Origin of the sequence: Jatrophihabitans sp. (assembly GCF_036389215.1) — a bacterium.
Taxonomy (GTDB): domain Bacteria; phylum Actinomycetota; class Actinomycetes; order Mycobacteriales; family Jatrophihabitantaceae; genus Jatrophihabitans_A.
The window spans coordinates 38,931-64,971 of the sequence record NZ_DASVQG010000190.1 but is presented as its reverse complement, the minus strand read 5'-3'; the positions used below and the strand labels follow the sequence as shown (position 1 = coordinate 64,971).

At 66.9% G+C, this 26,041-nt stretch carries 20 protein-coding genes; 10 read left to right on the top strand and 10 right to left on the bottom strand.

What is annotated here, in order from left to right; genetic code table 11:
- The 4 genes from VF542_RS10215 to VF542_RS10200 all read left to right on the top strand — a co-directional run.
- Nucleotides 1-1,617: ArnT family glycosyltransferase (locus VF542_RS10215; RefSeq protein ID WP_408651599.1), on the top strand; the 1,617-nt coding region annotated here is incomplete at its 5' end.
- 20 nt (nucleotides 1,618-1,637) lie between these two features.
- Nucleotides 1,638-3,032, top strand: a complete 1,395-nt coding sequence (locus VF542_RS10210) for an alkaline phosphatase family protein (RefSeq protein WP_408651598.1) — start codon at nucleotides 1,638-1,640, stop codon at nucleotides 3,030-3,032.
- Nucleotides 3,029-4,648 (top strand): hypothetical protein, encoded by a 1,620-nt coding sequence (locus tag VF542_RS10205; protein WP_408651597.1) that lies wholly within the window; start codon nucleotides 3,029-3,031, stop codon nucleotides 4,646-4,648. The genes VF542_RS10210 and VF542_RS10205 overlap by 4 nt, the downstream gene beginning before the upstream one ends.
- Nucleotides 4,645-5,853 carry an endo-1,3-alpha-glucanase family glycosylhydrolase gene (locus tag VF542_RS10200; protein ID WP_408651596.1) on the top strand — a complete coding sequence of 403 codons (1,209 nt, stop codon included), beginning with the start codon at nucleotides 4,645-4,647 and terminating at the stop codon, nucleotides 5,851-5,853. Before VF542_RS10205 ends, VF542_RS10200 begins: the two co-directional genes overlap by 4 nt.
- A gap of 53 nt (nucleotides 5,854-5,906) precedes the next feature.
- On the opposite strand, the gene VF542_RS10195 is transcribed toward VF542_RS10200, so the two are convergent.
- On the bottom strand, nucleotides 5,907-6,185 hold the full coding sequence (locus VF542_RS10195; RefSeq protein WP_408651595.1) for a hypothetical protein: 279 nt from the start codon (nucleotides 6,183-6,185) through the stop codon (nucleotides 5,907-5,909).
- 302 nt (nucleotides 6,186-6,487) lie between these two features.
- On the opposite strand from VF542_RS10195, the gene VF542_RS10190 reads away from it, so the two are divergent.
- From VF542_RS10190 to ctaD, 3 genes are all read left to right on the top strand, one after another.
- Entirely contained in the window at nucleotides 6,488-7,528 is a 1,041-nt protein-coding gene (locus tag VF542_RS10190) for a hypothetical protein (RefSeq protein ID WP_408651594.1), read from the top strand.
- A gap of 207 nt (nucleotides 7,529-7,735) precedes the next feature.
- Nucleotides 7,736-8,458, top strand: coding sequence for a response regulator transcription factor (locus VF542_RS10185; RefSeq protein WP_408651593.1), 723 nt, complete (start codon nucleotides 7,736-7,738; stop codon nucleotides 8,456-8,458).
- Between the two features lie 171 nt (nucleotides 8,459-8,629).
- Nucleotides 8,630-10,429, top strand: coding sequence for a cytochrome c oxidase subunit I (gene ctaD / locus VF542_RS10180; RefSeq protein WP_408651592.1), 1,800 nt, complete (start codon nucleotides 8,630-8,632; stop codon nucleotides 10,427-10,429).
- Nucleotides 10,430-10,558: 129 nt separating this feature from the next.
- Here the strand turns inward: ctaD and VF542_RS10175 are convergent, their stop codons facing one another.
- The 4 genes from VF542_RS10175 to VF542_RS10160 all read right to left on the bottom strand — a co-directional run bounded on the left by VF542_RS10175 (nucleotide 10,559) and on the right by VF542_RS10160 (nucleotide 14,192).
- On the bottom strand, nucleotides 10,559-10,768 hold the full coding sequence (locus tag VF542_RS10175; protein WP_408651591.1) for a hypothetical protein: 210 nt from the start codon (nucleotides 10,766-10,768) through the stop codon (nucleotides 10,559-10,561).
- Between the two features lie 208 nt (nucleotides 10,769-10,976).
- Nucleotides 10,977-11,903 (bottom strand): carbohydrate ABC transporter permease, encoded by a 927-nt coding sequence (locus VF542_RS10170; RefSeq protein WP_408651590.1) that lies wholly within the window; start codon nucleotides 11,901-11,903, stop codon nucleotides 10,977-10,979.
- A complete protein-coding gene (locus VF542_RS10165; protein WP_408651589.1) occupies nucleotides 11,900-12,850 on the bottom strand; it encodes a carbohydrate ABC transporter permease in 951 nt (316 codons plus the stop codon). Before VF542_RS10165 ends, VF542_RS10170 begins: the two co-directional genes overlap by 4 nt.
- Before the next feature lie 4 nt (nucleotides 12,851-12,854).
- On the bottom strand, nucleotides 12,855-14,192 hold the full coding sequence (locus VF542_RS10160) for an ABC transporter substrate-binding protein (protein WP_408651588.1): 1,338 nt from the start codon (nucleotides 14,190-14,192) through the stop codon (nucleotides 12,855-12,857).
- Nucleotides 14,193-14,852: 660 nt separating this feature from the next.
- Here VF542_RS10160 and VF542_RS10155 point away from each other — a divergent pair.
- A complete protein-coding gene (locus VF542_RS10155) occupies nucleotides 14,853-16,676 on the top strand; it encodes a family 43 glycosylhydrolase (protein WP_408651600.1) in 1,824 nt (607 codons plus the stop codon).
- Between the two features lie 98 nt (nucleotides 16,677-16,774).
- On the opposite strand, the gene VF542_RS10150 is transcribed toward VF542_RS10155, so the two are convergent.
- The 5 genes from VF542_RS10150 to VF542_RS10130 all read right to left on the bottom strand — a co-directional run bounded on the left by VF542_RS10150 (nucleotide 16,775) and on the right by VF542_RS10130 (nucleotide 23,695).
- A complete protein-coding gene (locus tag VF542_RS10150) occupies nucleotides 16,775-17,881 on the bottom strand; it encodes a family 43 glycosylhydrolase (protein WP_408651587.1) in 1,107 nt (368 codons plus the stop codon).
- A gap of 51 nt (nucleotides 17,882-17,932) precedes the next feature.
- Nucleotides 17,933-18,793 carry a phytanoyl-CoA dioxygenase family protein gene (locus VF542_RS10145; RefSeq protein WP_408651586.1) on the bottom strand — a complete coding sequence of 287 codons (861 nt, stop codon included), beginning with the start codon at nucleotides 18,791-18,793 and terminating at the stop codon, nucleotides 17,933-17,935.
- A 118-nt stretch (nucleotides 18,794-18,911) separates the two neighbouring features.
- Nucleotides 18,912-19,925 (bottom strand): dTDP-glucose 4,6-dehydratase, encoded by a 1,014-nt coding sequence (gene rfbB, locus VF542_RS10140; RefSeq protein WP_408651585.1) that lies wholly within the window; start codon nucleotides 19,923-19,925, stop codon nucleotides 18,912-18,914.
- A gap of 483 nt (nucleotides 19,926-20,408) precedes the next feature.
- Nucleotides 20,409-21,587, bottom strand: a complete 1,179-nt coding sequence (locus tag VF542_RS10135; protein WP_408651584.1) for a S53 family peptidase — start codon at nucleotides 21,585-21,587, stop codon at nucleotides 20,409-20,411.
- Nucleotides 21,588-21,955: 368 nt separating this feature from the next.
- Nucleotides 21,956-23,695, bottom strand: coding sequence for a sialidase family protein (locus VF542_RS10130; RefSeq protein ID WP_408651583.1), 1,740 nt, complete (start codon nucleotides 23,693-23,695; stop codon nucleotides 21,956-21,958).
- A gap of 375 nt (nucleotides 23,696-24,070) precedes the next feature.
- On the opposite strand from VF542_RS10130, the gene VF542_RS10125 reads away from it, so the two are divergent.
- Together VF542_RS10125 and VF542_RS10120 are read left to right on the top strand one after the other, a co-directional pair.
- Nucleotides 24,071-24,970: an ABC transporter ATP-binding protein gene (locus tag VF542_RS10125; protein ID WP_408651582.1), complete on the top strand. Its 900-nt coding sequence runs from the start codon at nucleotides 24,071-24,073 to the stop codon at nucleotides 24,968-24,970.
- Nucleotides 24,967-25,779: an ABC transporter permease gene (locus tag VF542_RS10120; protein ID WP_408651581.1), complete on the top strand. Its 813-nt coding sequence runs from the start codon at nucleotides 24,967-24,969 to the stop codon at nucleotides 25,777-25,779. Before VF542_RS10125 ends, VF542_RS10120 begins: the two co-directional genes overlap by 4 nt.
- Nucleotides 25,780-26,041 lie beyond the last annotated feature (262 nt).

Genomic DNA, 26,041 nt, shown 5'->3' with positions numbered 1-26,041 from the left:
ACGAAACCGGCTTTCCTGTCGGCAGTACTAGCCCCGGCTCGCGAGAGCATGGCCGCCCGGCGTGACACGCCGGGCGGCTCGGGCCGTCGCGCCTGGCACCGGCTCACCGATCACCCGCGGCTGCGCACCAGCCTGCCGGTGGTGCTGATACTCCTCCTGGCGGCCTTCCTGCGGTTCTGGCAACTGGACCGGGTCGGCTTCAACAGCGACGAGGCGGTGTACACCGGTACCGCCGCGGCGCTGGCCGGCAACGACGTGTTGCGGGGGATGTTCCCGGTGTTCCGGGCGCATCCGCTGTTCATGCAGCTCCTGCTGTCGACCGGCCTGCACGGCGGTGTCAGTGACTGGGTGGCCCGGGCGATCACGGCGTCGATCGGGGTCGCCGCGGTGCTGGCGACCTACGGGCTCGGACGCCGGCTCTACGACCACCGCGTCGGCCTGCTGGCGGCCCTGATCCTGGCCGTGATGCCCTATCACGTGGTGGTCAGCCGTCAGGTGCTGCTGGACGGGCTCATGACGCTGTGCGCCACGCTCGTGCTGTACTGCGTCGCCCGCTATGTCGAGTCGGCCGCCCTGCACTGGATGCTCGCCAGCTGCGCGCTGATGGGCGCGACGGTGCTGTCCAAGGAGACCAGCATCGTGCTGGTCGGGGGTCTGTACGCGTTCTTCGCCCTCACCCCCTCCGTCCGGCTCCGGCTGCGGCATGTCGGTGCCGGGCTGCTGGTGATGCTCGCGGTGATCGCGGCGTTCCCGCTGGCGCTGTCGCTGTCGGGCCGGGCCAGTTCCGGCCAGCACTACCTGCTGTGGCAGCTGTTCCGCCGTTCGAACCATGGCCTGTTCTTCTACGCCCAGGTGTTGCCGTCGGTGATCGGCTGGCTGACCTTGCTGCTGGCCGCGGTGGGCCTGGTGCTGTTGCGCCGGCACAACACCTGGCGCGAGCGGCTGCTGCTCACCTGGCTGGCGGTTCCGGTGGTGTTCTTCACGCTGTGGCCGGTCAAGGGCTTCCAGTACCTGCTGCCGGCCGCGCCGGTGATTGCCGTGCTGGCTGCCCGCACCATCGCCCGGCTCAGCACCCTGGCCCCGTTGCGGCGTCGCGGCCACAACGTCGCGACCGGCGCTTCCTACGCCCTGGCGCTGGTGCTCGCGATCAGCCTGCTGGTCCCGACCTGGTCGAGGATCGAGCCGTCCAACTCCGGCACCTACCTGGCCGGCACCGGCGGCCTGCCCGGCGGCCGCGAGGCAGGTCGCTGGCTGGGGCAGAACGTCCCGCCCAGCACCCAGCTGCTGGCAATCGGGCCGTCGATGGCCAACGTGCTCCAGTTCTACGGTGGACGGCGCGTCTACGCGCTGTCGGTGAGCCCCGATCCGGCCAACCGCAACCCTTCCTACACGCCGGTGCCCAACCCGGATCTGGCGATGCGCCAGGCCCGGTTCCAGTACCTGGTCTGGGATTCCTACACCGCTGCCCGCTCACCGTCCTTCGGCGCGAAGCTGACCGCGCTGGTCAGCAAGTACCACGGCGTCGCGGTGTACACCTCGACAGTCACCGTCAGGTCGAAGTCGGGGCAGCCCGTCGAGGCGCCTGTCGTCGTGATCTACCGGGTGCGTCCGGCATGAAGAAGCACATGAAGAAGCACATGAGGAAGAGACTGTCAGCCGCCGTTCTGGCGGCCCTGTTCACCGCCTGGCTGGCGGCGCCGGCCGCCACCGCGGCGCCGGCTGCCACCGAGCCGACGACTCCGATCAAGCACTTCGTCTACATGCTGCAGGGCGACCGGTCCTTCGACAACTACTTCGGCACCTATCCCGGCGCCGAGGGCATTCCGCCGGGCACCTGCCAGCGGCGGGTCGTCACCGGTTCGGACGAGAGCTGCGTCGAGCCGTTCCCCCTGCACGGCACGAACGTCCAGGCGCTGGGCGCGGGCAACGTGGAGTTGAACAACCAGTACGACGAGGGCCGGATGGACGGCTTCGTCGCGGCCTACCAGATCCAGGGCCGGGACGGCCACGACGCGATGGGGTACTACGACCAGCGTGACCTGCCGGCCTACTGGGGGCTGGCCAACCGCTACGTCCTGTTCGACCACTTCTTCTCCTCGACCCGGTCCGGTGAGCGGGTCAACCGTTCCTACTGGGTGTCGGGCAACCCACCGCCGACCGGCAGCCCGGGCGCGGTCGCGGCCGACTACGCCAAGCACCTGACGATCTTCGACCGGCTGCAGGCCGCCGGCGTCGACTGGAAGTTCTACGTGCAGGGTTACGACCCGAAGCAGACCTACCGGACCGCCTCCAGGACCACACCGACCACCCAGCCGGTCCGGGTTCCGTTGTTGAACTACCCGCGCTTCCTGGACGACCCCGCCCTGAGCTCGCGCATCGTCGATCTCTCGCAGTACTACCGTGACCTCGACAGCGGGAACCTGCCGGCGGTGGCCTACATCGCGAGCAACGGGCCGAGCGAGCGATCCACCCGGTCTATCGGCAGTGGCCAGCAGCTGGTCACCAACCTGGTCAGCTCGCTGATGGTCAGCAGCTCCTGGAAGTCCTCGGCGTTCCTGCTCTCCTACGACGGTTCCGGCGGCTGGTACGACCACGTCAAGCCACCACAGGTCGATTCGCACGGTTACGGCATGCGGGTTCCGGCGCTGCTGGTCAGTCCCTTCGTCCGCCCCGGCCAGATCAACTCCGGCGTGTACGACTACACCAGCGCGCTGGCGTTCATCGAGCGGAACTGGAAGCTGGCGCCGCTTGCCTCCCGGGACGCCGCGGCCACGCCGATCACCGGCGCCTTCGACTTCAATTCGGGCCCGCGGCCGGCTGACGTCCGGTTCACCGAACCGGTGGTGGCCGCGGCGCCGGCCGTCTCGGTGACGGTGGTGTACTGGTGCTACGGCGTGGTGCTGTGCCTGGTGGCCGGACTGGTGATCTTCGCCGTCGTCCGCAGCAGGCGCAGGCCGGCAACGTCGCCGTCCGGTCCGCCGTCGACCAAGGGCAAGAGTCCACGATCGGTTCCAGTGAGGGCGAAGATATGAACGCCAGTCGCAGATGGCGGGCAGTGGCGCTGGTGGCCACCGCCCTGGTCACCGCGTCGGTCCAGTCCAGCGCGCCGGCAGTGGCGGGTGCGCTCTCGGTATGGCAACCCGGCGACGTCGGCACCGGCTTTCCCATCCACTCCAACAGCCTCATCGCCAAGGGCTCGGGAGCTCCCACGGATCCTGGGCACCCCACGAACCCGGGGCATCCCACGGACGAGGTAACTCCCACGGTCTCGCCGACGCCCACCGACCCGGCAACCCCGACCGACCCGGCAACCCCGACGGACCCGGGAACGCCCACCGATCCCGGAACGCCGACGGACCCGGGAACGCCGACCGATCCCGGAACGCCGACGGACCCGGGAACGCCGACCGACCCCGGAACCCCGACCGACCCCGGAACCCCGGCTCCCACCGACCCCGGAACCCCGACGAACCCTGGAACCCCGGCCCCGACCGACCCGGTGCAGACGCCGGGCGGGACGCCGCCCCACCACTCGGGAGGCAACGGCGGCTCGACCGGCCCGCGCGGCGGCACGTCGAAGCCCAGCACGTCCACGGCACGCCCGCACCCGCACAAGACGTTGCGGCCGGCGCCTGTCAAACCGGGAGCCAGCCGCCCGCACCCGCACCGCAAGCCGTGGCCGATCACGATGACGCTGAAGACGGTGCCGGCCCTGGCCGGCGTGCATTTCACGGTCGACGGCCAGCAGCTGGTGACCGGCTCCAACGGGATGACCAGCTACACCGCCGAGCACGACTTCACCGGGCACCGGCTGAGCGTGGTGAGCAGTTCGGTCACCACTGCGGACAAGCGCTACGAGTTCAACCGGTGGGCGGGCCAGCGGGATCCGAACCAGGCCTTCTCGCGCACCGTGTCCGGCCTGCCGATGCGGTCGAACTATGTCGTCACCGCGGCGTTCACCGTGCAGCACCAGGTGCTGCCGCGGGTGGTCCGGCAGGACGGTACTGCGCTGAATCCGGCCGAGGTCAACTCGGTCGTCGCGCGCAGTGACAACGGATCGATGGTGGACCTGCCGCTGACCTCGCCGACCTGGCTGGATGCGGAGCGGCCGTCCTTCCACCACAGCATCCTGTCCGCCGAGCCGGTCACGTACTCGCTGCAGACCGTGATGGTCCGTGGAACCAACGTCGTCGATGCCGGTCGGCAGACGTTCACACCGACGACTACCGCCAACCCGACCTTCACCACCCAGTTCTACGATCTGGTGATCACCGGGCATGACGCGATCTTCAAGTCCGGCCTGGGCACCACCGCCACGGTGACCTTCCCGGACGGCGGCACGCTCACCGTGCCCCTGAATGCCGCGCACACCGCCAAGCTGACCAACCTGCCGCGCGGCAACTACAAGGTCACCCTCGATGCCGGCAGGGCCATCGTGGGCGTGCAGCAGTTCGGCTTGTCCAAGGACAAGACCGCGGACCTCATCGTGATCAGCGCCCTGGACCTGGGGATCCTGGTGAGCGTGCTGTTGATCATTGCCGTCGCGCTGCTGGTCATCGGGCGTCAGTACTGGCGCCGGCTGGTCAACCGCGGCCGCGGCCCTGGCGGCCCTGGAGTCCTGGTGCCCCGGGAGAAGATCCTGACATGAGGCGCGCTGTCGCCGGTTCGGCGCTCAGCGCACTGCTCCTGCTGGCGGTACTCGTGGGCCAGGCGCCGGTCAAGGAACCCGGTGGTGCCGCGGTCAGGTTGGTCGCGACGACCACACCGGCCAGCCCACCGGGGCCGGCGCTGTACGCCTACTACTACCAGTGGTTCGTACCCAAGTCCTGGGATCGCGCCAAGGTGGACCTGCCGGAGTTGGGCGCATATTCCAGTGACGATCCGTACGTGATGCACAAGCACATCCAGCAGGCCAAGGCCGCCGGCATCACCGGGTTCATCGTGAGCTGGAAGGACACCCCCACCAACACCCGGCGGCTGAAGGCCCTGATGGCGGTGGCGGCCGAGGAGCACTTCCTGCTGTCGATGATCTACCAGGGATTGGACTTCGACCGGAATCCGTTGCCAGCCGCGCGGGTGGCAACGGATTTCAGGACCTTCGCACAGCAGTTCGCCTTCAATCCGGTATTCGCCCGGATGGGTGGCAAGCCGCTGACGATCTTCAGTGGGACCTGGGCGTACTCGCACGCGGACGTGGCAAGGATCACCTCAGGGGTGCGGCCCGGCGTGCTGGTGCTGTCCACCGAGAAGAGCGTCGAGGGCTACCGCAGGATCGCCGATGTCACCGATGGTGATGCCTACTACTGGTCCTCGGTCAATCCCGCCACCAACAAGAACTACGCCGACAAGCTCAATGCCATGAGTGCCGCGGTGCACGCCGACGCCAAGTACTGGCTCGCCCCCTTCGCCCCGGGTTTCGATGCCAGGCTGGTCGGCGGGACGAAGTCGGTTGCCAGGAATGACGGCCGTACCCTGCGCACCGAATACGCGACCGCGCTGAAGTCCTCGCCGGACGCGCTGGGGCTGATCAGCTGGAACGAGTTCAGCGAGAACACCTATGTCGAGCCGTCGAAGAAGTTCGGCCATCGATACCTCGACGTGCTGGCCGAGTTGCGGCAGACGAACGTTCCGGTGCCCAGCTCGGCGGTGGATTCCAGCGCCCAACCGGTGCCGACCGAACCCGGCAGGCAGTTCCCCACGGTGGCGCTGCTGGTCGGGCTTCCGGTGTTGCTGATCGTGGGCCTCACCCTGCTGGGTCGTCGGCTGCGCCGACGGCACCGGCAGGCGGCTGCCGGCGCACCGGGCGTGGAGCCGACCCACTCCCTTGCGCTCCGGAGGAACGGGCCCACCTGACATGGAGTACCCGGTCGGCAGCGGATCCCCACAGCCGTCAGCGCCAAGGCGGCTCAGCTGGAGCCGTCAGCTGCCGGGCTGGTCCGGTGCCGGCGCGCCAGCAGGCGGCGCAGATCCTCGACCAGCACCACCGCGGCCGTACCGTCCCCGGTGGATTCAGCAGCCCACTCGGCCAGATCGCAGATCGCGGTCAGCTCCCGCCGGCTGGCTTCGGCGGCGAGCAGCTCATCGGCCTGGTGCTCGATGAGCCGCTCCAGCCTCAGGACGTGCTCGGCGGAGGGCCGGGTATCGGCTTGCACCTCGGGGTACTCGGCGCCGTCGTCAGCGAACACGATTCTCCCCTTTTCTGCTCACCGATCCATTCGGTCACGAGGAACGGTAGTTGAGAATAGCCGCGAGCGGTCAAAAAGTTCCTTAAGCGCGGGTGAACGAGAAGTTTCCAGGTTTCGATTACTCATCGTCACCGAATCCGTTACGCTTCGCTACCAGGCTCGCTTCGAGTTGACTACCTAACCCTGGAGTCCTGGTGCACGAAGATCATATTTTTCCGACCTATTCCCGAAAGCGACGCGTTCGTACCCGGCTGGTGGCGCTCGGCACAGCCGTCCTCGTCTCCCTCGCTCTGGTCCCGGCCATGACCGCGCCGGCCGGCGCCCAGCTCCCGCCCACCGCTACGACGCTCGCCAAGCCACCGGTCTTCGCCTACTACTACCTCTGGTGGAGCGCCAACCACTGGAAGAGCGCGCTGGGCCCCAACTACCCCTTCAGCGCAAGCCCGTTGCCGCTGCCGGCAACCCTGGACTCGACCGGCTGTGGAGCCAAGAGCCGCTATGTCGGCAACACCCTCACCGACGTGCCCGGCCGGATCTACAGCCAGGATGACGCCGGATTCATCGAGGCCGATGTCCGCCAGGCGGCCGCGGCCGGGCTGACCGGGTTCCTGGTGAACTGGATCGGAACCGGCTCGGCCACCCAGTCCGCTACCAGCAATCCCTACAGCAAGCGGCTGCAGGTACTGGTGAACGCGGTGCACAAGGTGAACGCCGCCGGCATTCCGTTCAAGCTCTGGCTCAGTTACAAGGCGTCGGCCACCGTGCTGTCGACCTCCTACATCAGCAACGATCTTGCTTACTTCATCAGGACATACGGTTCCGATCCGGCATTCGACCGCGCGCAGTCGCCGAAGGTGACGATGATCTGGCAGGGCAGCCGCAAGTACCCCGCCTCGACACTGTCCTCGGTCGGTGGCCCGTTGCGCTCCAAGCTGCGGATCCTCGGTGACGAGACGACCTGGTCGGCCAGCCGGGCCCCTTACCTGGACGGCAACGCCTACTACTGGTCCTCCCAGAACCCGTACGCCAATCCCCAGTCCTTCACGCAGCTGGCCACCCTCGCGGCCGCCGTCCGGGCCTCGGGCGCCAATCCCGACGGCACGTCGAAGGTATGGGTGGCACCGATCACCCCGGGCTACAACAAGCAGTTGGCCGGTGGCTCGGCCTGCGTTCCGCGGCGTGGCGGCCAGACCATCAAGACCCTGTACACCGGCAACGGCGCTACCAACCCCAACGCCTTCGGGCTGATCAGCTGGAACGAGATCAGCGAGGGTTCCTACATCGACCCGATGACCCGCTACGGCTACCAGGATCTGAACGCGTTGAGCTCATTGATCAGGTAATGGGCCCAGTACGAGGCGGTCAAGGGCGGACGGAGGCGCGGTTCAGGGCACCCGGTGGATCGGGCCGGCCCAAGTTGTGCGCTGGCTGGCACTATGTCGGCCATGGCCGGTGTAGGCTGAGCGCATCGCGGCCAGGCAAGCGGGGGCCACAGCCGCTGACGGTGGAAGAGCTGCCGGGCCTTGGGCCTGCGCGCGGGGGATCTTGCAGTGGCCGAATCTATTCGAGTGCTCGTAGTACAAACCGGCGGCTTGATGCGGCAGGCGGTGGTCCAGCGGCTGGAGGCCAGCGGGGTCACCGTGGTCGGGCAGGCCGAGACCAACGCCGAGGCCTTGGTCGAGTACGCCCAGCGACATCCTGACGTGGTGACGGTCGACGTGCGGCTGGGTGCTGAATCGGGCCTGGTGCTGATCGAGGATTTGCTCGAGTTCCATCCCGGCGCGGTGGTCGTCGTGTATTCCGGACACGGTGATGCCCGCCTGGCCAGGCAGGCCGTGGCGGCCGGCGCCGCTGGTTATATCTGCCGCGGCGCCAGCAGGGCAGAACTGCGGGACTGGCTGGAGATGGCGGTGGCCGGGGTCCGTCCGGTGCTGGATCGGCGCTTGGTCGAGGTGCGGTCCCATAGCGTGGCCGATTCGGTCGAGAGCGCCGGCTCAGCCCCCCAGTTGACTGCCCGCCAACGCCAGGTCCTGCATCTGGTGGCAGCCGGCACCACCTCGAACAAGGATCTGGCCAAGGAGCTTTTCATCTCGGAAAAGACCGTGAAGAGCCATATCGAGCGGATTGCCGCCAGCCTGGATGTCTCGCGCCGGACGCAGCTTCCGCTGCGCGCGGTGGAACTCGGCCTGCTGCCGGTGCCCGACCAGCCGCCCAATCGGACGCAGCCGCCGCGGCCCGCCACGGCGATGGCCGGATCCCGGCGTACGGGATAGCCGCCCCGGGCCACCGGCGGCTCCGGAGCCCGCGGCTGACCGCCCGGGGGGCTGGTTGCGAAAGCTCAGGGGTCGTCTAAGCTCGAATTACTGAGCAGTCAGTCCGGCCTCTGCAAGCACGGCCAAAAACCGAGTACCGCGCAGCGATCCGCATGCGCGGCTGGGGAACAGATGACTGACATAGTTGATCGCGCCAGGACCGTCGAGCCGCAGCCCATCTTGGTGCGGCCGTACCCGGCGCCTGCCAATCCGCGTGGCTCGGTGTTCCTCAACCTGCTGCGTACCACTGACCACAAGATCATCGGTCAGATGTACCTGGTGACCTCATTCCTCTTCTTCATGCTCGGTGGTCTGCTCGCCATGGTGATGCGGGCCGAACTGGCATTGCCGGGAATGCAGTTCCTGTCACCGGAGCAGTACAACCAGCTGTTCACCATGCACGGCACCATCATGCTGCTGCTGTTCGCGACCCCGCTGGTGTTCGCCTTCGCGAACCTGGTGGTGCCGCTGCAGATCGGCTCGCCGGACGTGGCCTTTCCCCGGCTCAATGCCTTCTCCTACTGGCTGTTCCTGTTCGGTGGGCTGACCGTCGTCTCCGGTGCGCTGACCCCGCAGGGCGCACCTGACTTCGGCTGGACGGCCTACACCCCGCTGAGCAACATGCAGCATTCTCCCAACGTCGGCGCGGATCTGTGGATCGTGGGCCTGGCGGTCGGTGGTCTCGGCACGATCCTCGGTGCGGTGAACATGGTCACCACCATCCTGTGCATGCGAGCACCGGGCATGACCATGTTCCGGATGCCGATCTTCACCTGGAACATCCTGGCCACCTCGCTGCTGGTGCTGCTGGCCTTCCCGATCCTGACCGCGGCGTTGCTGGTGCTGTGGACCGACCGACATCTCGGTGCGCAGGTATTCGAGGCGCGTAACGGCGGGCCGGTGCTCTGGCAACACCTGTTCTGGTTCTTCGGCCATCCCGAGGTCTACATCGTGGCCCTGCCGTTCTTCGGCATCGTCACCGAGGTCATCCCGGTGTTCAGCCGCACCCCGCTGTTCGGTTACAAGGGCATGGTGCTGGCAACCCTCGGCATCACCGGACTGTCGCTGACGGTGTGGGCGCACCACATGTTCGCCACCGGCGTGGTGCTGCTGCCGTTCTTCGCCTTCCTGACCTACCTGATCGCGGTGCCCACCGGGCTGAAGTTCTTCAACTGGATCGGCACCCTGTGGCGCGGCTCGATCACCTTCGAGACTCCGATGCTGTGGTCGCTCGGCTTCATGGTGACCTTCCTCTTCGGCGGCCTGACCGGCGTCATCCTGGCCTCGCCGCCGCTGGACTTCCACGTCTCGGACACCTACTTCGTGGTGGCGCACTTCCACTACGTGCTGTTCGGAACGATCGTGTTCGCCGCCTTCGCCGGCATCTACTTCTGGTTCCCGAAGTTCGTCGGTCGCTACATGGACGAGCGGTTGGGCAAGCTGCACTTCTGGTTGACGTTCTTCGGCTTCCACCTCACCTTCCTCATCCAGCACTGGCTGGGCAATGCGGGCATGGCCCGGCGCTACGCCGACTACCTGCCGAGCGACAACTTCACCACCATGCACCTGATCTCGACGCTGGGGTCCTTCGTGCTCGGTGCCTCGATGCTGCCGTTCCTGTACAACGTCTACAAGTCCTACCGGTTCGGTGAGCTGGTGACCCAGGACGACGCCTGGGGCCACGGCAATTCCCTCGAGTGGGCCACCTCGTGCCCGCCGCCGCGGCACAACTTCATCTCGATGCCGCGGATCCGCTCCGAGCGCCCGGCGTTCGAGGCGCACTACCCGCACCTGATCCCACGGCTGGATCGCGAGGCACATGCGGAGAAGCGTCACCACAAGAATGTCGCGCAGGCCGGCGTGGCCGCGGTGGGCGCCGAGGGCACCGAGCCGCGTAGCCAGCGGGACCCCGATCCGGGCCCTGGCAGCTGAGCCTGCACCCGCTAGACGACACGCGGCCTGGGGCTGTCACAGGATGTCTGTGGCAGCCCCAGCCGTGTATGCGCATCGTGCCGGTTGATCGATCCCGTCGCCGTGCCGTAGCGGCTGCCGGGACCGGTGTCAGTGCTGGTTGATGGCCCCCATCACCACACCGCCGGCCGGCTCGTCGCCGCCGTCGTCAGCACCTGCTTGGACAGCCGCCGAATCGGGGGTCTCGGAGTTATCGCGGCCGTCCTCCTCGGCGGCGTCTGCCTGCTCCACGCCGGGAAGCCGGCCTTCATCGGCGGCCTGTTCGAGGTCACCGGTGCCGGTGTCGTCGTTCTCGCTCATCGTCGTCCTCCCCATAGTCCGGCCAGGTCGGTCGTGGTTGGCCGCCTCGCTCGCGCGCTCCAGTCTTGCGCTGCCGGGCGAATCGATGCAACCGGGGCCCCACGCCCCACGGGTGCGCAGGAACAGCAGAGGACCGTACAGCCGAGCTGTACGGTCCTCTGCGCTGATCCCACGGGGTAACTACTCCCGTTGGTACTACGGCTGGTGGCTATCCCTTCAGGCCGGACCGGGAGACGCTCTCGATGACCTGCCGCTGCGCGATGATGAAGATCAGGATCACCGGCACGCTGGCCACCACGGCACCGGCCATGATGATCGGATAGTCGACGGTCGCCGCGTTCTGCAGCTTGGCCAGACCTGAGGGCAGGGTCAGGTTGTTCGGGCTGAACAACACGTACACCGGCCACAGGAAGTCGTTCCAGTTGGTCAGGAACGACAGCACCGCCAGCGTCGACAGTGCCGGCTTCGACAGCGGCAGGATCACCCTGGTGAAGATCCGCCACTGGTTGGCGCCGTCGATGATGGCCGCCTCCTCCAGCTCCTTGGGCAGCGTGGAGAAGAACTGCCGGAGGAAGAACACCCCGAAGGCACCACCGGCACTGGGAACGATGATTGCCCACAGCGAGTCGAGCCAGCCGAGCTTGCTGACGATCAGGAAGTTCGGAACCAGGAACACGAAGGCCGGCAGGAAGATCGTCGTGATGACGCTGGCGAAGATGAACTTCTTGCCCGGGAAGTCCATCCGGGCAAGGGCATAGGCGGCCGCGGCGTCCACCGCCACGATCAGCACCGAGTTCGCCGCCGCCGCGAACAGGCTGTTGACGAACCAGCGCAGCACCGGGTTCGCCGAGCCGGAACCGAAGAGGGTCTTGTACGCCCCGACGTCCCAGGGGCTCGGCAGCCAGGACAGCGGAAGCCGGGTCGAGGCCTCATGGGTCTTGAACGAGGTGCTCAGCATCCACAGCAGTGGCGCCACGAAGATGATGGTGAGCACCGCCAGCATCAGCCAGAAGGCCACCTGTCCCAGCGGTGTCCTGGCTGCCGGCTGGCTGGGCTGGTGGCCGCCGTTGCCGGCCGGTTGGTCAGGATCGGGTGCGGTGGCGGCGCTGGCGCCGCCCGGCGCGAGGCTCGTCATGATTCGTCCTTCTCGCGGAACAACCGGAAGTTCAACAAGCTCACCAGCACCAGGATCAGCGCCAGGATGTAGCTCATCGCGGCCGCGATCCCCTGCCGGTACTGCTGCAGACCGACTTGGGAGATGTAGTAGATCGCGGTTCTGGTGGCGTTGTTCGGCGCTCCCTTGGTCACCAGGAACGACTGGCCGAACATGTTCGCCGAGGCCAGCAGCGTCAGCGTCAGGACGAAGAGCATCACCGGACGCAGCCCGGGCAGCGTCACGTTGCGGAACTTGTCCCAGGCTGTAGCGCCGTCCACCTCGGCGGCTTCGTAGAGCTCGGGCGAGATGTCCTGCAGGCCGGCCAGGTAGATGATCGCGTTGAAGCCCAGGGTCCACCAGACCGTCATCCCGACCAGGCCGACCCAGGCCCACGGCACCTGGGTGGTCCACGGGGTGGTGCCGCTGAAGCCGACCTTGGAGAGGTAGAAGTTCAGCATGCCGATGGTCGGGTCGAGCAGGAAGCGGAACAGCACACCGACGACCGCCACGCCCAGGACGTAGGGGGTGAAGAAGATCGCGCGGAAGAAGGTCCGTCCCGGGAACTTGCGGTTCAGCAGCAACGCGATCGCCAGCGGGATCGTCACCAGCAGCGGAACGCTGAAGACGGTGAAGATCGCTGTGGCGCGGATGCTGCGCCAGAAGTCCGCGCCGTCACGCGATCCGGACTTGAACAGGTCGGTGTAGTTGCTCAGGCCGACCCACGGCTGATGCGGCAGCAGGTAGTCGTAGTCGTGCAAGCTGATCCAGATGCCGTAGATGGCCGGCAGCAGGATGAAGCCGATGAACAGCACCCCGTAGGGCGCCAGGAACAGGTACGGCGTCAAGGAACCACTGCGCCGCACCCGCCGGCCGGCCGCCTTGGTCGGCGGCCGCCCTACAGCGGTTGCCTCACTGGTGGTGGTCACTGGATCAGCCGTACTTCTTCTTGTTCTGAGCCAGGATCTGGGATGCCTTGTTGGCCGCGCTGTGCAGCGCCGAAGCCGGATCCGACTTGCCCAGCACGGCCGCGTTGACCGCGTCGTACATCGCGGTCATGGCGTCGCTGATGCCGGCCACGGCCGGCGGGAAGTGCACGTCCGGGACCTCGTCGGCGAACGGCTTCAAGCCTTCGATCGAGGTGAACTCCGAGCTCTCGGCGAGCTTCTTGACCGCGGGAACCTTGCCGCTCTTGGCCCAGTCGGCACCGTGCTGGGTGAACCAGCTGACGAAGTAAGCGGCGGCCGACACCTTGTTGGCGTCATTGCCCTGGGTGCGCGGCAGCACGAACTGGTGGGAGTTGCCCCATACGCCGCCCTTGTCGCCGATCTTGGGCAACGCGGCCAGGCCGATCTTGGCGGTGCTCAGCTTGGTGACCTCGTTGACCTGCCAGATTCCCTGCCAGTTCAGCGCGTTCCGGCCGTTCTTGAGTGCGACGTAGTCGGCGTCCTGACCGACGTTCTTCGGGCTGTAGCCGTTCTTGACCAGATCAGTCATGAAGGTCAGCGCCGCGATTCCGCCCTCGGAGTCCCAGGTGGCCTTGGTGACGTCCTCGTTGAACAGCTCGGCACCGAACTGCCACAGCAGCGACTGGTACATCAGGCCGCCGGTGAACTGGAACGGGCTTACCCAGCTGCCCTGAATACCCTTGGACTTCAACTTGTCCAGGGCGTTCATGTACTCGTCCTTGTTGGTCGGCGGCTTGTCCGCGTCCAGACCGGCCTTCTCGAAGAGGTCCTTGTTGTAGAACAGGCCAAGGCAGTGCACGTCCACCGGGATGCCGTAGCGCTTGTTCTGGTAGATGCCGCCCTGCCAGACGGCCGGTGCGAAGTCGGACTCGCTGAGCTTCAGGTTGTTGGCGATCGCGTCGATCGGCACGATCACCCGCTGGGCTGCCTGGGTGGGGATGTCGTCGCCGTGCATGGCCGAGATGTCCGGGCCGTTGCCGCTGGTGACCGCCGCCGGCATCTTCTGGAACAGGTCCGCCCACTGGAAGACGTTCATGTTGACCTTGATGTTCTTCGTCGCGGCGTTGAACTCGCTCACCATCTTCTTGGCGTAGTCGCCGTCGGCGCCGGTCCAGCCGTTCCAGAAGGACAGGGTCACGTTGGGGCCGTTGTACGCGCCACCGGCCGCCGATCCCGACGGGCCGCCGGCAGCGCCCGGCGGTGTGCTCTTACCGCCACAGGCAGCCAGCGCGAGCGCGCCACCGAAGGCTCCGGCCGCTCCGATAAAGCCCCGCCGAGACAGTGGAACGTAGAGCTGGTTCATCGAAGATCTCCTTGGTAGGTAGAAGTCAGGGATCGTGAAGGCAGAGCGGGTGTCACAGTCTGGACGTGCGGGGCTGAGCCGGAGCGACGGCCGGTTACCTCAGTCATCTCGGCAGTCATCTCGGGTGCAATCGCTGAAGCACGCTGGAGGCAGCGGATACCAAGGTGTACCCCAATCGCGAGGGGCTCCTGCGGTCTCGTCTGACCGTAAAGATCGCAACAGTTCGATCTCCCAGTCGAAGGTAGCGGCAGTGGTGACGTCAGGCACCGGCCGAACCGCATTGGTATCAATCTGTGCCGAAAAATTGGGCCACTGCCCGTGCTGCATCCGGACATTACTGCAGAGTCCGGCAACTCCGCTCGGTGGCTGCCCCGCACATGCATAGGTCAGCACCCGAACAGGGCAGGCCGGGGACGGCCTTGTCGGTGTCCCGTGCACAGCGCGCCTTCCGTCGAAGGGGGTCCGCTTCACGTTCTACAACGTTGAATATCTGTTGTAAAGAGTTGATACCTGTGTGGTTCGGGTGTGAGCCGTGCGCTGGCCGCGGGCGTGGCGACGGTCTTTACAACGTTAGAAGCCTGGGTCAGGATGGCTAGGCCGGTCGCTGTCCCCATTTTTCGGAGGTTGTCAATGCGCTGGTCCAGAAGAATCGTCGTGCCGATGCTCGCGCTGGCCACAGCCGCCGCGACCGTCGCCGCTGCCGGCCCGGCACCGGCAAGTACCGCGGCTTCCACGCTGACACAGCAGAGCCAGCACCCGGTCGCCCCGTCCTACACCAACCCGCTGAAGTTGGCATTGCCGTCCGGCGCCCAGGCCGAGAGCTGTGCCGACCCGGACGTCATCCACGGAGCCGGCGCCGATCGGCACTGGTACCTCTACTGCACCTCCGACGCGCTCACCGCCTCCGAGCTGGGGCCCGACGGCAAGCCGGTGCTGCACAACGTGCCGATGTTCAGGTCGCTGGACCTGATCCACTGGTCGTACCAGGGCGATGCCTTCCCGACCAAGCCGTCCTGGGTGAGTGGCTTCCTGTGGGCGCCGGAGATCGTCTACCGCAACGGCCAGTACCGATTGTATTACGCGGCGTCGGACACCTCGCTGCCCGGGGGCGGCTCGGCGATCGGCGTGGCCACCAGTGCCAGCCCGACCGGACCGTGGAGCGACTCGGGACAGCCGGTGGTGGAACCGCAGGGCCCGGTCGGCGGCCGCCGCTGGATCTTCGACCCTGAGGTGCTCACCGCCAAGGGCGTGAACTACATCTACTTCGGCAGCTACTTCGGTGGCGTCGCGGTCCGCACGCTGTCCGCCGACGGGCTGTCCACCGATCCGGCCAGCCAGAAGCAGGTCGCGATCGACAACCGGTACGAGGGAACCAACATCGTCGTGCACAACGACTGGTACTACCTGCTCGCCTCGGCCACCAACTGCTGCAACGGACCGCTGACCGGTTACTCGGTGTTCGCCGGGCGTTCGCGCAGCCCGCTCGGGCCGTTCGTCGACCGGGACGGCGTCTCGCTGCTGGCCGGTCGGGTCGGTGGCACGCCGGTGCTGGCGCAGAACGGCAACCGCTGGGTCGGTGCCGGTCACAACACCGTGATCACCGACTTCTCGGGCCAGCAATGGATGATCTATCACGCGGTCGACCGCAACGATCCTTACTACGCAGGCAATGTCGGCTACACCAAGCGGCCCGCGCTGATCGATCCGCTGGACTGGAAGCAGGGTTGGCCGATGGTGCGTGGCGGCCGCGGCCCGTCGGACAGCCCGCAGCCGGGCCCGGCAGCCCAGCCGGGCGAGCGAACCGCCTACCGGCCCCGGTTCGTGGTCGAGCCACGGCCGACCCGGCTCTACAAGTCGCTGTCGGATGAGTTCCGGTCCGACACCCTGTCCTCCCAGTGGACCTGGATCCGCCAGCCGGCGGCGGGCAGTTACCGCCTCGATGACGGGCAGCTGCGCTGGCAGACCCAGGCCGCCGACCTGCACCCGCCGGCAACCCCGCTGGCCTCGGTGCTCGCCGAGCCCGCGCCGGCCGGCAACTACGTGGTGGAGACCAAGGTCCGGGTCACCACCCCGCCCGAGGGCTGCTGCTTCAACTACGTGCAGGGTGGCCTGGTCATCTACAACGACGACGGCAACTACCTGAAGCTGGCGTCGGTCTCGATCTGGAACACCCGGCAGACCGAGTTCGGCAAGCAGGTCTCGCCGGTGCCCGCCGGGTACCCCAGCTACGGCAATGCCGTCGTCGGACCGGTCGGCGTCACCGCGTACCTGCGGATCGTCCGGCAGGGCGAGCGGTACACCTCCTACACCAGCCTGGACGGCAAGCGCTGGGACAAGGGCGCCACCTGGACCCAGGCGAGCACCCCGAACACCAAGATCGGCCTGATCTCGATGGGCGGAGCTGGCTTCAGCAGCAACTTCGACTACGTCCGGGTCAGCAGGGTGCACTTCGCACCGGAGGCCAGTGGCAAGTCCGGCTGGTAGGAGTTCGGCTGATCGGCGGTTGAAGCTCGGCTGATCAGAAGCCGCGGCGCCGGCGGGGATTCCCCGCCGGCGCCGCGCTGTCTGGGGAGCCGGCTGGTTCAGCAGGGCAGCTCGGCGGCCTCGTCGTAGCTGCGGTAGCCGCTGGGAATGCCGAATGCCGGTGTTCCGTCGGCGTTCCAGCCGGCCGGCTGGGCGAAGATCGCCCGGTCGTTCCAGCCGCCGGCCGTGGTGGTCTTGGCGTGGTAGACGATCCAGTTGGTCCCGTTGGCACCGGGCACCGGAAGTGATTCACCGGCCGTGCCGTAGACCCCGTTGGCGGAGGAGAACACCGGGCCGCGCTTGGTGTAGGAGAGGTAGGTCGTCAGGTCTCCGCCGTGGTAGACCAGCTCTCCTAGGCTGTAGGACGTGGTCCAGCTGGCATTGGCGTTGTAGACGATGGTCAGGGTGTTGTTCGGCCCGATCCAGGCTTCCGGGCCCTCTTCGATCGCCTGCACCGAGGTCTCCCAGGGCTGGTCGGGGTTGGCGATCAGCCGGCGGTAGTCCTGGTCGATGTGCAGCGGATCGCTCATGTGCGCGATGTAGATCTGCTGCGGCGCCGAGCCGCCGTTGCCGGTCGGCGTACCGGACCACAGCATCCACCAGTTGCTGTTGTAGTAGAAGACGGTGGCGTCGATGGCCCACTGGTTGGTCGAGTCGCTGACCTTGCCGAAGAAGGCCCAACTGCCGAGCGGATCCTGGGTGTTGGCCGTGATGGCGAAGATCCGGTGGGTGTTGTTGGTTGCCGGGTCGCCGCCCTTGTCGGTCGCGCCGGCGAAGTAGATGATCCAGCGCCCGTTGAGGTATTCCAGCTCGGGCGCCCAGATCTCGGCACTGTGGTCGGTGCCCAGGGGCGCGGTCCAGATGACCCGCTTGGCTGCGGTGTTCAATCCGCCCAGCGTCGGCGACACCCGGAGGTTGATGCTGCGGGCACCGTCGGACTGGACCAGGTAGTAGTTACCGTTGCGGTACCAGATCGACGGGTCGGCACCCGCGGACAGCACCGGGTTCTTCATCGTGCAGGTCGCGGCGACCGCGGTGCTGGCCCGATCCGAACCGGCCACCACCGCAACGGGCATCAGGCACAGGGCCGACACCAGTGCGATGGAACGCCGGCCGCGCATGGTGCGGCGGCGAGTGGGCTTGTTCTTAACAGCGGTGTCATCCATGCCTGGAATGAGAGCACCGGCACCGCAAGGCGTCAAGCGGGCCCGGCTCGCTCAGGCGTCGCCCATCACCAAGCCCTCGATGGTGTGCCGCTGCACGATGGGTACCAGCTCGTCCACGATCGGGCAGTTCAGGTGCCGCCTGATCGATTCGGGCAAGGCCTGCCAGTAGTCCTTGGTCACCGCGAGGTCATGGTGCTCAGCACCGTTGGCCTCCGGTGAAACCACGCCCAGGATGAGGACCGGGCGCAGCTTGTTCGAGTGGTTCACCGTGCCACGGTGGATGGTCAGGGCGGACCGGGCTGAGATGTCGCCCATCTGCGGGTACTTGCGAACTGCCCTGGCCTCGAACCGGGGGTAGTAGGACTTGGGCGGGAACATCGAATGCTCGTAATCGGTGCTGTCGTCGAACTGGGTGCCGTGCGCGATCTCGAAGGGCCCCATGTCCTCGGTGGTGTCCACCGTGGTCACATTGAAGGCCAGCGAGGTGAGCCGCCGCTCGTCACGGGTCTCCTTCGGGCTGGGAAAGTCCCGGTGCCACGGTTGGTTCACCGCCCCGGGAAAGGGGATGTCGAAACCGACTTCGACGATCCGGTAGTCGGGCCCCAGCACCGCCTCACTGATCGCCTGAACCCAGGGATGGCTGACCAGCTGCACAAATCCCCGCAGTGCCTCCGGGTGGATCTGGACGTACCAGCGGTTGGGCCCGCGCCCGACCGCGCCGTATGGGCGGCTGCGGGCATCGTGATAGGCCGCCATGACGTCCTCGCCGAGGGCGTTCACCCACTCCCGCGAGAAGGCTCCCTTGCGCCCCACCACCCCGTCGCTGTACAGGGACCTGACCGCCGCCGCGATATCGCTGTCACCGTCACTTGACGTGACCAACTGGACCCTGGGGGAAAGTGTTTGAGTCATAAGACCCTCCATGCGACACACGGGATGCGTGAAGGTTACATCGGCAACTCCGTCTGCGACATGCACGAATTGCTAAATGTATTACAACAGTTTTCCCCAGGTCCGATCAGCTGCCGGTTCAGGCTCTGTCGGGTGCCTCCACGCCCTGGTAGTAACTCTCCGTGGGCGCCTTGGCCTGCCGCCACCAGCTCTCGTTCTGCCGGTACCAGTCGACGGTGGCAGCCAGGCCCGCTTCGAAGTCCTCGTAGGTGGGGCGCCAGCCCAGCTCGGTCCGCAGCCGGGTCGAGTCGATGGCGTAGCGCAGATCGTGCCCGGCCCGGTCGGTCACGAATTCGATGGGAACCGTTACCGACATTATCCTGGCAAGTGCTTCCACCACCTGCACATTCGATCGCTCGCCGGCTGCGCCGATCAGATATGTCTCACCGAGACGGCCCTTGTCAATTATGGTGAGGACGGCGGAATTGTGGTCGTCCACATGAATCCAGTCGCGGACGTTGCGGCCGCCGCCATAGACCTTGAACGGAATTCCGTCGAGTGCATTCGTGATCTGGCGTGGAATGAATTTCTCTACGTGCTGGCGTGGGCCGTAGTTGTTCGAGCAGTTCGAGATGGTCGCGGCGATGCCGAATGAGCGTACCCAGGCGCGCACCAGGTGGTCGGCGCCGGCCTTGGTCGCGGAGTAGGGGCTCGAGGGCCGGTAGGGGGTGTCCTCGGTGAACGAAGCCGGGTCATCGAGCTCCAGGTCGCCGAACACCTCGTCCGTAGAGATGTGGTGCAGCCGTCGATCGTGCTTGCGGACGGCCTGCAGCACCTCGTAGGTACCGATCACGTTGCTCTGGAGGAAGCGGCCGGGAGAGGTGAGCGCCACGTCGTTGTGGGATTCGGCGGCGAAGTGCACGACGATGTCGCTTCGCGCCACCAGCGGATCCAGCACCGAGGTGTCACAGATGTTTCCGGTCACCAGTTCGATGTCATCGATGACGTGGGCAAGGCTCTGCTCATTCGCGGCATAGGTGAATGCATCCAGTACGATCACTGACGCGGCAGAGCCGCTGGATAGTACCGAATGCACGAAATTGGAGCCGATGAATCCGGCACCGCCTGTCACCAGATATCTGGAACCTGCCACTGTTTACCGCTCCTTTGTGACGCCGAATCTCACTGATCGCAACCCTCGACGATACCGCATGCGCATTGTCGGATATCCGGCTCGCAAACCGCCCCCCGGCGACGGTCCCACGCCGATGTCTGAGGGCGTGGAACGGCTGGGGGCCGGTGGCGGGTAGGTGCAGGCGGTTAGGGAGGCGTCACGTACGGCGCGAGGAACGACCGGGCTGACGGCGTGTCCAAGCGGTAGCTGACCTGGGTGGAGTAGCACGGTATGTCGCCGGTGATCGTGGTGGCGGGGTAGGCCTGGTCGTGCGCCGGGTCGCCCTCGAGGTCAGACGAGGCATTGCGCGCTCCTGGGCGGTGAGGTTGGAAGGTGAGGCGGGGAACTGCGGGCCGGTCGGGAGTACGCCAGTGGGGAGCCCGGCCGAAGCCGGACTCCCCACTGTGCCTTGCGGTTGGAGCTGAGCGGTCAGAGCTGAGCAGTCAGAGCTGAGCGGTCAGCCTAGAAGGCGCTGGTGCCGTTCGGGGTGCCCAGACCGGTCGGGCCGTCCCAGCCCACAGCGGCGTGGCACCAGATCGCGGGACTGCAGGTGCCGTTGGAGCCGGAGGTGACGTCGTTCAGGCCGGAGGCGTGGCTCCAGGTGTAGGACGCCGGGTAGCCGGCGGTGTTGCCCGACAGCGCGTACACGCTGCCGATGATCGGCGCGGAGGCACTGGTGCCGCCGTAGACCTGCCAGCCGCTGCGGCCCTGGTACAGGGTCGAGTCGTACACCGCGACGCCGGTGTTGGGGTCAGCCACCGCGGAGACATCGGCGTTGGCCTTGCCCGAGCACTGGGTGACCGAGGTCTGCCATGCCGGCTTGGCGTTCAGGGTCGAGCAGCCGCTGCCGGCGCCACTCCACACGGTCTCGCTCCAGCCGCGGGTGTTGCTGGCCTTGGTCAGGCTGGTGCCACCGACGGCGACGACAGTGTCGAAGGAGGCCGGGGACTCGATGCCGTAGCCGGCGTCACCGGTGGAGGCCGTCACCGCGATGCCGGGGTGGTCATAGGCCGAGGTGCCGGCACTGTCACTGCCGCCGTAGCTGTTGCTGATCGCGACCACGCCCGGCTGGGTGGCGGCGTAGTTCACCGCGGTGCCCAGGTTGGCGAAGGAGTTGGAGGTCGCTTCGACCAGCAGGATCTTGCAGTCCGGGCAGGCGGCCGACACCATGTCGAGGTCCAGGCTGATCTCGGTGGCCCAACCAGCGTTGGTCTTCGGGAGGCTGGTGGTGCTGCCGGTCTGGCTGACCTTGCGGAAGCAGCCATTGGCCGTGGTGCAGGCCGACAGGCCGTACTGCGAGCGGTAGACGCCGAGGTCGGACTCGGCGGTCGGGTCGTTGTAGGCGTCGACGATGGCGACGGTACGGCCACCGCTGGAGGACGCGGTCAGGGCGTAGGCGGAGCGGATGTCGGCCGGGCCGAGACCGGCCGGGGTGGCGGTGACGACGGGCTGGCCCTTGCTGTCGACTACGACCTTGGCGTGGCAAGCGGCGTAGCCCTTGGCCGGCGCGGCGCAGACGTTGGCGGCGTGGCGGACCTGGGGAGCGGCGGCCGGGGTACTCGCGGATGCGATACCCACGGTCGAAAGCGAGGCAGCCGCGACGGCGGCACCGATCGCGACGAGCGTGCTGGAGAGCTTCACTAAACCTCCTGGGAAGTGGTGTGGGCAGGCGCGGCGGTCGGCGCTTCTAGCCGGGGGGGTGACCGCCTTGCCCACGTCGGGGTGGGTTCATCGTGACCCCTTCCCAGAGCCGGCGCAATAGGTGACACCACTCGCCAGTTACAGCAGTGTTTGGCAGGTGAGCTAAATGCCCTGATTATGCGCATTATTGAGCTATGACTGCGCGAAAGTGGTCTAAATTGGTAGGACCTGATGAAGGCCTTAAGACGGCTTTCTTTACTCAGAACTGACAATCATGTGATATATGGGACGCTCTGACAGCTGCCGGCAACGCACTGCTGCCCGCCGCGAGCGCGACGGGCAGCAGGAGGGCGTGTCTTACGGCGTCTCTACGGCGTCGGATCGCTGAACCGCCCGCCGCGGATATCGCTGTTTCCGAAGGTCGCCGGGCAACTCGCGAGTACGTCGGGTGCCGGTTGCGGAGCGGCTGTGTAGAGCGAGGCCCGGTAAGCGTCGATAGCGGGGCAGTCAGCCGCATTGCTCGCGTCGTTCCAGACAGCGGTTACCGCCGAATTCGTCGCCGCCCCATACACGTAGTCACCCAGGAACTCCGCAGTCAGGCCATTCTGGCTTGTTCCGCGCGGGTCCCCATTGGCTGACCGGTCGAGTTCGGTGAAGGCGCCCGGCACTGCGTTGCTGACATCGGCATGCAGCACCACGCCCACCAGATTACGAGGGTCGGAGGTGTTGTTCCGGTAGGGCGTGGTGTAGGCGTTGTAGACCAGGTAGAGGTCGGTGCCGTCCGGGGAGACCGCCGGGGCGGTATAGATCGGCCGGTCGCCGGCTGCCAGCGGCACCGCCATCGGTGTCGCCCAGCTGTTGCCGCCGTCGCTGGACCAGGTCAGCATGAGCTGCTCGTGGTTCAGGCCCGCGCGGCCGTCTGCCCAGGTCATGAAGATCTCGTCGGTGGCCGGACTGCCGGCCGGCCGACCGTTGGCGATGTCCACGCTGGGACTGGCCGCCAGATCCACCCGGGCGCCTGCGATGCCGTCCATCACCGGACGTCCCAGCACCGGGTCGATCACGCCGGGCGCGACTACCGGGGCAATCTCGGCGGGGCCGGCCCAGTGCGCGCCTCCGTCGAACGAGCGGTACATCATCTGCATCGACTGGCCGCCGCGAGTACCGATGCCGAAGATGTAGACGGTGCCGTGGCTGTCGGTTCGCACGGTGCAGCCGTCGGGCTGGGTGTTGATGCCGTTGTCCGTCGCCGGTCCCACCTGCCTGGTCCGCCAGGTGGTCCCGCCGTCGCTCGAGGTGGCCACCGTCAGCGGTGTGGGAAGGGCATTGCCCTTGCTGTTGCTGCGGAACGACGCCCAGCAGGAGTAGACGTTTCCGAAGAACGGGCTGCTCTGGGCACTGTCGGCCCAGATCTGCTCCTTGTCGGAGAACGTGGTCGAGGACTGCTTGGAGATGACCACCGGGCTCTTCCAGGCCGAGTTGTTACCGGCTGCCGCCGACCGCACGTCGTCGGTCCGGGACACCGCAATGGCCTCGAAGCCGCGGATCGTCTGCTCAGACCGGGTCGCGCTGAAGTTCGAGGCGAGGGTCGCGTAGTAGAGCCGCGAGCCGTTCGCCCAGGAGAAACTGCCGTCGGCACCCGGTCGCGGCCCGAAGGTGAGTGCGGGGTCACCGTCGGCGACCAGGCCCGCTTCGTAATACCCCGGGAGCGTGCCGATCGGCCCGACGTGCGGCGTGCAGGGTGCCGGTCCAAGGCAGTCCCGTGCCGTCCAGCCGGTATAGGTGGGCTGGGTCCAGGACTGGCCGCCGGTGAAGGAGAAGTACACGCCGGACACGCCTACGCCCCCGGTGAACGGGCAGGTGTCGGGTGCTCCGGCGGCGCAGGATTCCAGATCGATCTCGTCGTTGGATCCGGCAGCAACCACATTCGGGTGCGCCGGGTCGATCGCGACCGCCGGTTCGTTCTGCTTGTTCTGGGAGAACGGGGTGACCGGGCTGCCGACAGATACGAGAGTGTCGGTTGGCGGCGCCGCCACCGCGACTGCTGCTCCGGTGAATGCCGCCGACGCCGCGGCGATGACCAGGAGGAAGTTTCTGGGTCTTGCCATTCGTATTGCCTCCCCGTTGAGACACGATGCCCGGTTGATTCCCTGATGCCCGAGCCGGATGTCCATGAGGGTTGACCTACCCGCCGCGGTTGGCAAGGACCAACTTATCAGCGCCACCTCGCGTGGATAGCGGACGTGTCGAGCCCGGTAGGCGTCGCCCGTCGGCCGGGGCAGACCCTGACCCGGAACAGGCAATAACCGGGGTTGTCTCAGGGCCGTCCCCGAAGCATCGAGGCCCTCCCTTCGCCCAGGCTTACTACATCGAGCCGCAACCAGCGGCGTGCCTGAGCAGGCCGATTACGAAGAACCGAACTCCAAGGAAAGGTGCAGGGGTATGACCGTCCCAGAGTCCACCACGCCGCGGCGAGGCCTCCGATGATCACAGTGGAAGCACTCACCAAGAAGTACGGCGCGTACACCGCCGTGGACGGCATCAGCTTCACGGCCCGACCTGGCCGGGTGACCGGGTTCCTCGGTCCGAACGGCGCGGGCAAGTCGACCACGATGCGGATCATCGTGGGCCTCACCCCGCCCACGTCGGGAACCGCCACCGTCGCCGGACGCAGGTACCGGGACCTGCCCAACCCGGGGCTGGAGGTCGGCGTCCTTCTCGACGCCTCCGCACAGCACGCCGGCCGCACCGGTCGCGAGATCCTCACCATCGCCCAGCAGACGATGGGTCTGCCGGCTACCCGGGTCCGCGACATGATCGAGCTGGTCAGCCTGACCGGTGCCGAGGCTGACCGCCGGGTCGGCAACTACTCCCTCGGGATGCGCCAGCGGCTCGGCATCGCCACCGCCCTGATCGGCGATCCCGAGGTGCTGATCCTCGACGAGCCGGCCAACGGGCTGGACCCGGCCGGCATCCGCTGGATGCGCGACCTGCTCCGCGAGTACGCCAACCGGGGCGGAACCGTCCTGCTCTCCTCGCACCTGCTGCACGAGATCGAGGTCATCGCCGACGACATCGTGGTGATCGGCAACGGCCGGATCGTCTCGCAGGGCACCAAGACCGAGCTGCTGCAGGCGGCAGGCACCATCGTCCGGGCGGCCGACCTGAGCGGCCTGGGACGGGCCTTGGGCGCCTGGGGACTCACCGCGACCGCGTCCGGCGCTGGCGCGCTGCGCACCGACGCCGATCCGGCGCTCGTCGGAACCGTGGCGCTGAAGGCGGGCATCGCCCTCACCGAACTGCGGCCCGCCGACGGCGCCGGCCTGGAGGAGATGTTCCTCGAACTCACCGCCACCACCCAGAGAGAAGGAGCAGCGGCATGACCGCCGTCCACACACCACCCGCCCTGGAGCGGCGCGAGATCATCCGGCGGGTGCCGGTGGCTCCGGTACCGCTGTCCCGCGTGACCAGGGTCGAACTGCGCAAGATGTTCAACACCCGCTCGGGTTTCTGGTTGATGGCCAGCATCGTGCTCGCGGCGCTGCTCGCCACCACCGCGGTGATCCTGTTCGCCCCGGACAGCGAACTCACCTACGCGACGTTCGGCGCGGCGATCGGCTTTCCGATGGCGGTCATCCTGCCGATGGTGGCGATCCTGTCGGTCACCAGCGAGTGGAGCCAGCGCAGCGGGTTGACCACCTTCGCCCTGGTGCCGCACCGCAGCCGGGTGATCCTGGCGAAGGCGATCTGCTCGGTCACGGTCGGGGTCGTCTCCATGCTGCTGGCGTTCGCGATCGGCGCACTCGGCAACCTGGTGGGCACCGCGATCACGGGCACCCCGGTGGTCTGGGACATCTCCCTGGTGGAGGGCCTCTGCATCGTGCTGGCCAACGTCCTGGGACTGCTGACCGGCTTCATGCTGGGAGTGCTGATCCGCAGCTCGGCGGGCGCCATCGTCGCGTACTTCGTCTACTCGTTCGTGCTGACCGGTGTCTTGGAGGTGCTGGCCGTCAGCCAGGACTGGTTCGAGAAGCTGCGTCCCTGGGTCGACGTCAACTTCGCCCAGGGGGTGCTGTTCAACGGCGCGCCGACCGGCGCGGAGTGGGCCCACATCGCAGTCACCGGTCTGGTCTGGCTGGTCATCCCGCTGGCGATCGGGATCCGGTACGTGATGAGGTCAGAGGTCAAGTAGCGCTCCTGCCGATACTGCGGTGGGCAGATTCAGTGGCACTTCCGGTCGCATCGCAGCGATCGGAAGTGCCACTTTCTTTTTCCGTCGTGCGCCTTACTGCCTTGAAGTCGGACCTCCTGTCTGTAGGAGCCGCTCACTGAATCAGCCGCAACCACACCCTCAGCCGACTATCTCCGACGAATGCTCTTGACTAGAGAGGTATTGGAGAGCATCGTCTTTCATGACCAATTACTCCTATTCCTGATAGATAGCCCCGTCATAG

Excerpts from the sequence above, each read along its gene's own strand:
- VF542_RS10155 (WP_408651600.1), top strand. The coding sequence starts at position 14,853 with ATGCTCGCGCTGGCCACAGCCGCCGCGACCGTCGCCGCTGCCGGCCCG.
- VF542_RS10210 (WP_408651598.1), top strand. The coding sequence starts at position 1,638 with ATGAGGAAGAGACTGTCAGCCGCCGTTCTGGCGGCCCTGTTCACCGCC.
- VF542_RS10120 (WP_408651581.1), top strand. The coding sequence starts at position 24,967 with ATGACCGCCGTCCACACACCACCCGCCCTGGAGCGGCGCGAGATCATC.
- VF542_RS10160 (WP_408651588.1), bottom strand. The coding sequence starts at position 14,192 with ATGAACCAGCTCTACGTTCCACTGTCTCGGCGGGGCTTTATCGGAGCG.
- VF542_RS10150 (WP_408651587.1), bottom strand. The coding sequence starts at position 17,881 with ATGGATGACACCGCTGTTAAGAACAAGCCCACTCGCCGCCGCACCATG.
- VF542_RS10130 (WP_408651583.1), bottom strand. The coding sequence starts at position 23,695 with ATGGCAAGACCCAGAAACTTCCTCCTGGTCATCGCCGCGGCGTCGGCG.
- VF542_RS10175 (WP_408651591.1), bottom strand. The coding sequence starts at position 10,768 with ATGAGCGAGAACGACGACACCGGCACCGGTGACCTCGAACAGGCCGCC.
- VF542_RS10200 (WP_408651596.1), top strand. The coding sequence starts at position 4,645 with ATGAGGCGCGCTGTCGCCGGTTCGGCGCTCAGCGCACTGCTCCTGCTG.
- VF542_RS10125 (WP_408651582.1), top strand. The coding sequence starts at position 24,071 with ATGATCACAGTGGAAGCACTCACCAAGAAGTACGGCGCGTACACCGCC.
- VF542_RS10170 (WP_408651590.1), bottom strand. The coding sequence starts at position 11,903 with ATGACGAGCCTCGCGCCGGGCGGCGCCAGCGCCGCCACCGCACCCGAT.
- VF542_RS10145 (WP_408651586.1), bottom strand. The coding sequence starts at position 18,793 with ATGACTCAAACACTTTCCCCCAGGGTCCAGTTGGTCACGTCAAGTGAC.
- VF542_RS10190 (WP_408651594.1), top strand. The coding sequence starts at position 6,488 with ATGACCGCGCCGGCCGGCGCCCAGCTCCCGCCCACCGCTACGACGCTC.
- ctaD (WP_408651592.1), top strand. The coding sequence starts at position 8,630 with ATGACTGACATAGTTGATCGCGCCAGGACCGTCGAGCCGCAGCCCATC.
- VF542_RS10205 (WP_408651597.1), top strand. The coding sequence starts at position 3,029 with ATGAACGCCAGTCGCAGATGGCGGGCAGTGGCGCTGGTGGCCACCGCC.